Annotated in this window: 5 protein-coding genes and 1 pseudogene; all 6 read right to left on the reverse strand. The window is 73.5% G+C overall.

Annotation, left to right across the window (positions count from 1 at the left end):
• Positions 1-996: pseudogene (locus E1284_RS35725) on the reverse strand (hypothetical protein); the annotation flags it as partial.
• Positions 997-1,058: 62 nt separating this feature from the next.
• A complete protein-coding gene (locus E1284_RS35730) occupies positions 1,059-2,387 on the reverse strand; it encodes an adenylosuccinate synthetase (RefSeq protein ID WP_131944584.1) in 1,329 nt (442 codons plus the stop codon).
• Positions 2,388-2,391: 4 nt separating this feature from the next.
• The gene (locus tag E1284_RS35735) at positions 2,392-3,363 is read right to left on the reverse strand and encodes a hypothetical protein (protein ID WP_131944585.1); all 972 of its coding nucleotides are present in this window, start codon (positions 3,361-3,363) and stop codon (positions 2,392-2,394) included.
• 12 nt (positions 3,364-3,375) lie between these two features.
• Positions 3,376-4,524 (reverse strand): serine/threonine-protein kinase, encoded by a 1,149-nt coding sequence (locus E1284_RS35740; RefSeq protein ID WP_243714948.1) that lies wholly within the window; start codon positions 4,522-4,524, stop codon positions 3,376-3,378.
• Positions 4,521-5,354 carry an NUDIX hydrolase gene (locus E1284_RS35745; RefSeq protein ID WP_131944586.1) on the reverse strand — a complete coding sequence of 278 codons (834 nt, stop codon included), beginning with the start codon at positions 5,352-5,354 and terminating at the stop codon, positions 4,521-4,523. Before E1284_RS35745 ends, E1284_RS35740 begins: the two co-directional genes overlap by 4 nt.
• Positions 5,355-5,542: 188 nt before the next feature.
• Complete coding sequence (locus tag E1284_RS35750; protein WP_243714949.1) at positions 5,543-7,633, reverse strand: APC family permease; 2,091 nt, start codon at positions 7,631-7,633, stop codon at positions 5,543-5,545.
• Positions 7,634-8,277 lie beyond the last annotated feature (644 nt).

The raw sequence follows: 8,277 nt of genomic DNA on the forward strand, positions 1-8,277 counted from the left end.
GTTGTGTCTAAGAGACAGGTCGAGCGCCGACTTCGGGATCTCGCACTGGAACGGGACGGCCTGGGAGTTGCCGGGCAGCTGTTCCGGCTGCCCGTCCCGGCCCCGGTGGAGGGACGATCCGGGCAGCCCGCCGTACTGGTCGAGGTAGCTCGGCGCCCAGACGATCCCCTTCACCTCGCGGGCGATCTTGTCGTCCACGTTGTCGGTCACCTGGGTGACGAGGAACGACGGGGACCGGTCGCCGAGCTTGCGCAGCGCGTCGTCGCGCATGTGCAGCACGGGCCCGGCGAGGCTCTGCCGGCTCGCGACGGTGAAGTCCCACGCGAGGTAGAGGCCGTCGCGGCCGACACCGTTCGCCTGGAGCGCGGCGAGGACCTTCTTCTCGTCCCGCTGCCGCCCGGCCAGCGGGTCGGTGGACGGCAGGTCCGGCCCGAGGATCTTGGCGAACGCGGCGTTCGGCTTGATCAGGTTCCCGGACGCGTCGCGCAGGTTCCGCAGCGCGACCGCGTAGCGGTGGCCCTCCCGGAAGTTCTTCGCCGGGCGGACGATCAGCGCCTTGCGGTCGTCGGGCGCGTTGGCGTCCAGCTCCGCCCAGTACGGCCAGCGTTCGCCGGTCGCGGTGTCGACGATGACGATCGGGGCGCCGGCGTCCAGCGAGGAGCCGATGTCGGTGACCGGCGCGGCGCCGCTGCGGGCCAGGTCGACGCCGGGGACGCGGCTGAGCAGCATCGATCCGGGCGAGAAGCCGTCCGACCGGTTCCACTCGTCCGGCGACACGGGCAGGCCGAGCGCGTTCTTGAGCGTCGTCCGCATATGGACGCGGCGGCCCGTCGCCGTGCTCCCGTCCGCCACCGTGTACCAGTCGCTCGGGAACGGCAGCAGGCACGCGGCCGGGTCGATCGGGTCGCATCCGTCGCCGGTCCGCGCCGACGCGGCCGGCCCCGGGACGGCCAGCAGGGCGAGCGAGGCGGCGGCCGTCGTCAGGACCGAGAGCATGCGCTGGGGGAGACGCAACGTCCACCTCCGGAAGATCCGCGGCGTTCAGCGGGATCTTGGTCTCACCGGAGGCCGAGGTCAATGGGTGTCCGATCCCGGCCACTCCGCTTGTCGGCCGAGGCGGGGCCGTAGGAGCGCAGGACGACCGGCGCCCCCAGCGCGTCCTCGATCGTCTCGACCGGGTCGCCGAGCGGTGCGAGGACGGGCCGCGCGCGCAGGAGGCGGCGGGTGAGGGCGGCCTGGCGGTCCAGGTCGGGCGGCCCGGTCTCCAGCCGCTCGATCCGCTCGCCGTCCAGTTCGTAGGCCGGGCAGACACGCAGATCGGGACGTGCCCCCGCGACGTCCAGATGCGTGACCGCCAGGCCGTCCGCGCCGCCCGCCGTCTCCAGCGCGTACCGGAGCGCGACGGCGTCGAGGTGGCCGACCCGGAACGCGCCCTGCCAGCGGCCCGTGCCGTTGTGCCGGTCGGGGAGGTCGGCGGTCAGCGCCGGGTCCTCGGTGACGAACGGGCCGGGGCCGTGCCGGGTCGCGTACGCGCGCAGCACCCCGAGCCGCGTCGCGGTCTCGCCCGCCTCGGCGAGCAGCGTCTCGGCGTTGGCGAACGTCGTCGTCGACCAGGTCGTGTACGGGTGGAAGCCGTGCCATTCGTCCAGCAGGACGCCCTGGGCGCCCTCGAACACCACGTTCCCGTCGCGCAGCAGGCCATGGAGGTGGTCGCCGCCGACGATGCGGACGCGCTCGCCGAAGGCGGTGAAGGCGTCGGCGCAGGCGTCGATGTCCGGGACGCCCCCGCCGCCCGGGAACGTGTCGAGGTACCAGTCGCGGAGCGCGCCGAGCCGGCGCCGCAGCCGCGCGGGCGACAGGCAGTCGCCCGCGCGCGGCGCGTCCTCGTGCGCGAGCGCGTAGGACGCGGTCTCGCCGATGCCCATTCCGCACGACCCGTGCCGGGCCGCGCCGCGCGCGGACTCCCGCGCGCGGTTGGCGGCCCGGTGGTAGGGCGTCGTCAGCAGGGCGTCGCCGTCCACGGTGAGCCGGTCGAGGGCGTCACCGACGCCGAGCGCCCGCAGGTGATCGGCCTCGGCGGCGAGGGAGAGGGGGTCGACCAGCATGAACCGCGACAGGTGCGTCCGCACGCCGGGCGTGAACGTCCCCGAGCCGAACTGGGCGAACGTGTGGTGCCGCCCGTCCGCCGCGACGACGTTGTGCGCGGCCTGCGCGCCGCCGTTGAACCGCACGACCGCGGTGACCCTCTGGCCGCCGGGGGGTCTGGGGGGTCGTCCCCCCAGAGCAAGCGCGTTCGCGGAGCAGAGGTGGTCGACGACCGTGCCCTTGCCCGCGTCCCCGAAGCCGAGGTCGACGACGATCACGTGGTCCCTGCGGTCGAGTTCCATGGGCTCAGAGCCGGGTCGTCGCGGACGGACCCGGGGCGTCCAGCCCCGGCGGCGTGGACGACACCGCGACCGGCGCGCGGGCCGCGTCCAGCGGGGCGAGGGCGCGCGACACCGACGCGCCGGCGTCCGAGCCCGCCTCGGCCAGGTGCTCCAGGCCCTCGTCGAGGTCGATGGCGTCCTCGGCGAGCCCGATGGTCAGCGCGATCGTCTCGCAGACGGCGTCCAGATCGTCCAGGTAGAGGACGTTCTGGCCGAGGAGCCCGCGCCAGAAGTCCGCCAGCTCGCGGCTGCCGGAGTGGTAGGCGCCCTCGGGGATGATGAAGTACACGTCGTACTTGCGCTGCAGTTCCCGGACGAGCTCGGCTATCGGGACGTCCCTCGCACGCTCGTCCCCGATGACCTTCGCGATCTCGCGCCGCTTCGCCTTCGGGTAGGCCAGCTCGTCTCCGATCATGAACAGGTAGCCGCGCCTGCCCCGCTTCTCGAAGCAGTCGATCGCGGTGTGCCGGGCCATGAAGTACATGCCCAGCTCGTACGACTCGCGCATCTGGCCGCCGCCCCCGCCCTCCAGGAGGATCTTGCCGAGGTCGTCGTCCATCCGGTTGTCGGCCTCGAACTGGCCGATCTGCAGCGGCGCCCGGTCGCAGGTCGCGTCGCCGACCGCGCCGAACAGGATGTGCGGGTCCTTGACGTACCCCTTGCGCAGCAGCAGCCCGAGCAGGTCGGGGAGCTTGCTCTGCAGCGTCCGGGGCACGGTGCCCATCGAGCCGGTCACGTCGAACAGCACGCCGATCGCGAGCGACTCGGGGTGGTCGGCGGAGTCCCGGCTCTCCCGGACGGCCACGCCGAACGGGTCGAGGTCGGGGTGGACGGCGGTGGCGCCGCCGTCGGAGTAGGCGAACGCGCTGGCGCCGGTGGACGCGCGGTAGCTCGCGCGGGCGGCGTAGACGTCGGTGGACCAGTGTCCGCTTCCCATGGCGGATCTCCTTCAGTTCGGGGCGGGCAGGTGGAAGGGGCGGAAGCGCCGCGGGCCGTAGAGCCGCTCCAGCAGCTCGTCCAGCTCGGCCAGCAGCCGCCAGGCGTCGGACGGGCGCCGGTTCTGCGCGGACAGGGTGCAGCCGCGGGCGAACGAGCGCATCGCCGGGGGCGCCTTGCCGCCCATCAGCTCGGTCATGCACCGGGTGGCCATGAAGATGTCGGTCGCGGGGCTCGCCGGCCGCCGTCCCGGCACCTCGGGCGGGTACCAGCCGGCGTACCGGTCGACCATCGCGGGCACGCGCCCGGACGAGTCGACGTGCGCGTAGCAGCCGGGGACGGAGTAGCACCAGTCGACGAGGACCAGGCCGTGCTCCTCCGGGTGGATCAGCACGTGGTCGGGGAGGACCGCCCCGTGCAGCACTCCCGCGCGGTGCGCGAACCCGAGGCCGACCAGCAGCCGCCGCCACATCCAGGCCGCGTCGCGCGGGTCGACGCCCCCCGGGTGGGCCCTCCCGACCTCGGCAAGGCTGTGGAACCCGTCCAGGGCGGCGATCACGTTGACCTGCCGCTGGGTGCCGGTGGCGGCGTCCCGGTGCCGGAACGACTCGACCAGCCGCGGGACGTACGGCAGGAACTTCCCGTCGCCGTCCTTGGGCAGCTGGCGGAGCGCCACCGCCTCCCGCTCGATCAGATCGCCGTCGCGCGGGTCGCGCGGCATCTTCAGCAGCACGCCGCGGCCGGTCTCGGGACGCGCCGTGTACAGTTCGGCGAGATCGCCGCTGATCGGGTCGGCGCCGAGCCGGTACGCGTGGCGGCGGGTGGTGATCAGGTTCAGGTCGCCGCGGTTGTAGGTGCGCCACAGCGCGTTCAGCCTGACGAACGCGTCGCGGGTGCGGCCGCCCGTCGCGTCCGGGTGGACGAGCCGGGCCAGCCGCCGGTACCGCCGCGCGGCCTCCGCCGCGTCGTCGCCGAACAGGTCGGCCGGGGCCCGCGCCCGGTCGAGCCGCGCCAGCGCGTCGTCCAGCGCGTCGTCCAGCGCGTCGTCCAGCGCGTCGTCCAGCGCGTCGTCCAGCGCGTCGTCCAGCGCGTCGTCCAGGGCGTTCACCTCGGTACCCCGTGGGGGGCCTTCCCCCCGCACCCCCCGGCTCGCTTCGCTCATCGGATCTCCTCCTCCCGGCTCGGCCGCAGCAGGGCGGGGTGCAGGAGGCGGGCGTCGCCGGCCCGGTAGAGCCGGGGGCGGGGACCGCCGCGCCGGCCGCCCCGGTCGGACGTGGCGCCGGTGCTCTCCACGAACCCGGGCACCGACAGGACCTTGCGGTGGAAGTTGCCGGCGTGCAGTTCCTCGCCCCACACCGCCTCGTAGACCGCGCGCAGCTCGGGGATCGTGAACTCGCCGCCGCAGAACGCCGTGGCGAGGGGCGTGTACTCCAGCTTCCCGCGCGCCCGCTCCAGGCCGTCCGCGAGGATCCGCGCGTGGTCGAAGGCCAGCCGGCGGGTGGTGCCCGGACGCTGCTCACCCGACTCGGTGAGGCCGAGCGCGTCCAGCGGCGTCCAGGCCGCCGCGGCCGCGTCGCCGCCCGCCTCGGGATCGGGCAGTTCCGGCGCGAACGCCAGGTGGGCGACGGAGATGACGCGCATCCGCGGATCGCGGCCGGGGGACCCGTAGGTGCCGAGCTGCTCCAGGTGGACGCGGCCGATCACGCCGCCCTTGGCGCTGAGCCCGGTCTCCTCGGCCAGCTCCCGGACGGCCGCGTCGGGCAGGTCCTCGGCGTCGGTGCCCTGCAGCGGCCCGCCCGCCTGGACGAAACCGCCCGGCAGCGCCCACATGCCCTCGTACGGGGCGTTCCCGCGCTGGACCAGCAGGACGTGGAGGGCGCCGTCCCGGATGGTCAGCGCCACCACGTCCACGGTCACGGCGACCGGGTCGTAGTCGCGCGGGTCGTAGTTCGCGAGGAACTCCGCCTCGCCGCGCCTCGGTTCCGGTGCCATCCGCGCTCTCCCGCTTAGTTGATCTCAATGTGAGTTCATCTCGTGTTGAGAACAACATAACCCGGGCGGAGGCGGATGTCCAGTGCGCGGAGGGTTGCGAAAAGCGGGCGCCGACCCCCTGGGAAGGAGGCCGGCGCCCGCTGCTTTCGGCGGAACTTCACAAAAGGCGGCTCAGGCCGCCCGCGGGCTCAGCGGCGGTGCCGCCCGCTGCCGGGCGGCTCCTCCTGCTCCTCGCCGTAGCCCTGCTCGCCATATCCCTGGTCGCCATATCCCTGGTCGCCGTAGCCCTGGTCGCCGTAGCCCTGGTCGCGGCGGCCCGGCTCGCGGTAGGGGCCGGACGCGTACGGGTTCGGCACGCCCGGATCGACCGCGTAGGGATCGGCGTCGGCGGGCGGCCCGGCCCCGTACCCGCCCGACCGGTACGGCGCGCCGCCCTCGTACCGCTCCGGTGCGGGCTGCCCGGGCCGGTACGGCTCGCGCGCGAACTGCCCGCCCGGCTGCCGCCCGGTCGAGTACCGGCCGGTCGGGTAGGGGCTCTCCGGCGCGCCGGGCCGCCGGTCGCCGGGCCACGGCCCGGACTCGTAGGGCCCGGGGGCCTGGCGGGCGTTCGGCGCACCGGGCGGGTAGGCCAGGGGATCGTCGAGGCCGGGCCCGCCGGCGGGGACGACGCCGGGCGGCAGCCCCCCGGACGCGCCCGGCCGCAGCGGCCCGGGCAGTGCCCCCGGCGGCGGCGCGGCGGCCATCGGAGCGGCGACCGGGCGGTCCGCCGGCGGTGCGTCCAGCAGCAGCTTCATCTGGCTCTTCCGGCGCCCGTACAGCAGGTACAGGACGATGCCGACGGCCATCCAGATCGCGAAGTACGCCCAGGTCTCGACCTTGAGGTTCAGCATCAGCCAGCCGACCGCGAGGATCGTCGCGATCACGACCAGCGGCGCCGCGGGCATCCGGAACGGCCGGTGCAGGTCGGGCTGGGAGTGCCGCAGCGCGAGGACGGCGGCGGCGACGAACAGGAACGCGAACAGCGTCCCGATCACCACGAGCTGCTCCAGCGTCAGCACGTCGAACGTCTGCGACATGACCACCGCCGCGCCGCCCGCCAGCAGCGTGGCGCGGGAGGGCACCTTGTACCGGCTCATCGCGGCGAGCGGGCGCGGCAGCAGCCCGTCGCGGGCCATCGAGAACACCACCCGGGTCAGGCTGATCATCACCACCAGGATCACGGTGGTCAGCGCCAGCACCGCGCCGACGTCGACGATCTTGCCCATCGCGCCGGCGCCGACCCCGTCGAACGCGGCGGCCAGCAGCAGCTTATCCGGGTCGAGCTTGGCGAACCCGTCCATCCCGACCATGCCGACCAGCGCGATCGCCACCGCCGCGTACAGCACGATCGCGGTGAGCAGGGCGGTGAGGATGCCGCGCGGCACCTTGCGGGGCGCGTCGTCGGTCTCCTCCGAGGCGGTCGCGATGAGGTCGAAGCCGATGTAGGCGAACGCGATGGCGGGCGCGGCGGCGAACAGCCCCCAGACGCCGAACACGTGCGGGGTGCCGCCGCCGAACGCGCCGAGCACGGCGTCCAGCACCGTCTGGTCGCGCTCCGGCGCGGGCCGCGCGGGCGGGATGAACGGGGTGAGGTTGCCGGCGTCGAAGAACTTCAGGCCGGTCGCGATGACGAGCCCGATCACGATGACCTTCGCCATCACCATGTACCACAGCGTCTTCAGGCTCATCCGGCTGCCGGTGGCGAGCATCACCACGACCAGCACCAGGATGCCGAAGGCCAGCACGTCCGGGCCCTTGACCTGGCCGATCACCTCGCCGAGCCAGCCCGGGATCGGCACCCCGAAGTCGTGCAGCGCCTGCGTGAAGTACAGCGACCACACCCGCGCGAGCACGGACGCGGCCAGCAGCAGCTCCATGAGCAGCGCCCAGCCGACGACCCACGCCCACACCTCGCCGAACGCGACGTAGCTGAAGGAGTAGGCGCTGCCCGCCACCGGGATGATCGACGACAGCTCCGCGAACGCCAGCGCGGCCAGCACGCACACGCCGCCCGCGATGAGGAACGAGATGAGCACGCCGGGTCCGGCGGTCGAACTGGCCTGCTCGCCGGCGATCTTGAAAATGCCGGAGCCGATCATCACGCCGAGGCCCAGCACGACGAGGTCGCGGGTCCGGTAGACCACGCGGAGGCGGTGCCGTCCGCCGTACAGCCTGCCGGTGGCCTGTTCCACCGGCAGCCGGCGGAACATGTTGTTGCGCATGCGCATGTCCCAGGTCATAGATCGTCCCCCCAGGCCGGGGGCCAGGGTCAGTGCACCCGCGCCGCTGTTCGCGAGGTGATGGTTTGCCGAAGTCCCTAAGAATTCACCACGTATGACCATAATCGCAACGTTTTCGCCCGGTGGGATGTCGTCTCATCGTTGTCGCATCCTGCCAAAACGCAGGTCGGCGACATGCCGCAGCGGCGCCCTCACGCTCGGCGCACGCCTACCGAACCATTTTCCAATGGACCGTTCCGATGGAATACGTCCATTTTCCGTTGATGGAAAGCGCTTTCGGTTCGGGCCCGCAGGGCGTCCGGGGTCGGCCGGTGCGGACGGTGGCATCGGACGAAGATCGGTGGCACCGTAGGGACGCCGCGTTCGTCTGGAGGTCCGGTGTCCCGCTCCCCGTCACGCCCGAACCCGTCCCAGAACCTCTCCGTCCCCGCGCGCCCGGAGCCGGCACGCCCGAAGCCCGCGCGCGTGCGGCGCCGCACGGCGCTCGCCGCCGCGCTGGCCGTCGCCGCGTCGCTGACCGCCCAATCCACGGCGCGCTCGGCGATGCCGGATCCGTCCGTTCCCACAACGATCGGTGCGGACATGGGCTCCTCCAACGATCAGGCATGTTTCCGCAGCCACTTCCACACTGATGAGCTCCGGCA

It is taken from the genome of Actinomadura bangladeshensis (genome assembly GCF_004348335.1).
Classification (GTDB): Bacteria; Actinomycetota; Actinomycetes; order Streptosporangiales; family Streptosporangiaceae; genus Spirillospora; species Spirillospora bangladeshensis.

Coding starts and splice junctions, on each gene's coding strand:
- E1284_RS35730 (WP_131944584.1), bottom strand. CDS start 2,387: ATGGAACTCGACCGCAGGGACCACGTGATCGTCGTCGACCTCGGCTTC.
- E1284_RS35735 (WP_131944585.1), bottom strand. CDS start 3,363: ATGGGAAGCGGACACTGGTCCACCGACGTCTACGCCGCCCGCGCGAGC.
- E1284_RS35740 (WP_243714948.1), bottom strand. CDS start 4,524: ATGAGCGAAGCGAGCCGGGGGGTGCGGGGGGAAGGCCCCCCACGGGGT.
- E1284_RS35745 (WP_131944586.1), bottom strand. CDS start 5,354: ATGGCACCGGAACCGAGGCGCGGCGAGGCGGAGTTCCTCGCGAACTAC.
- E1284_RS35750 (WP_243714949.1), bottom strand. CDS start 7,633: ATGACCTGGGACATGCGCATGCGCAACAACATGTTCCGCCGGCTGCCG.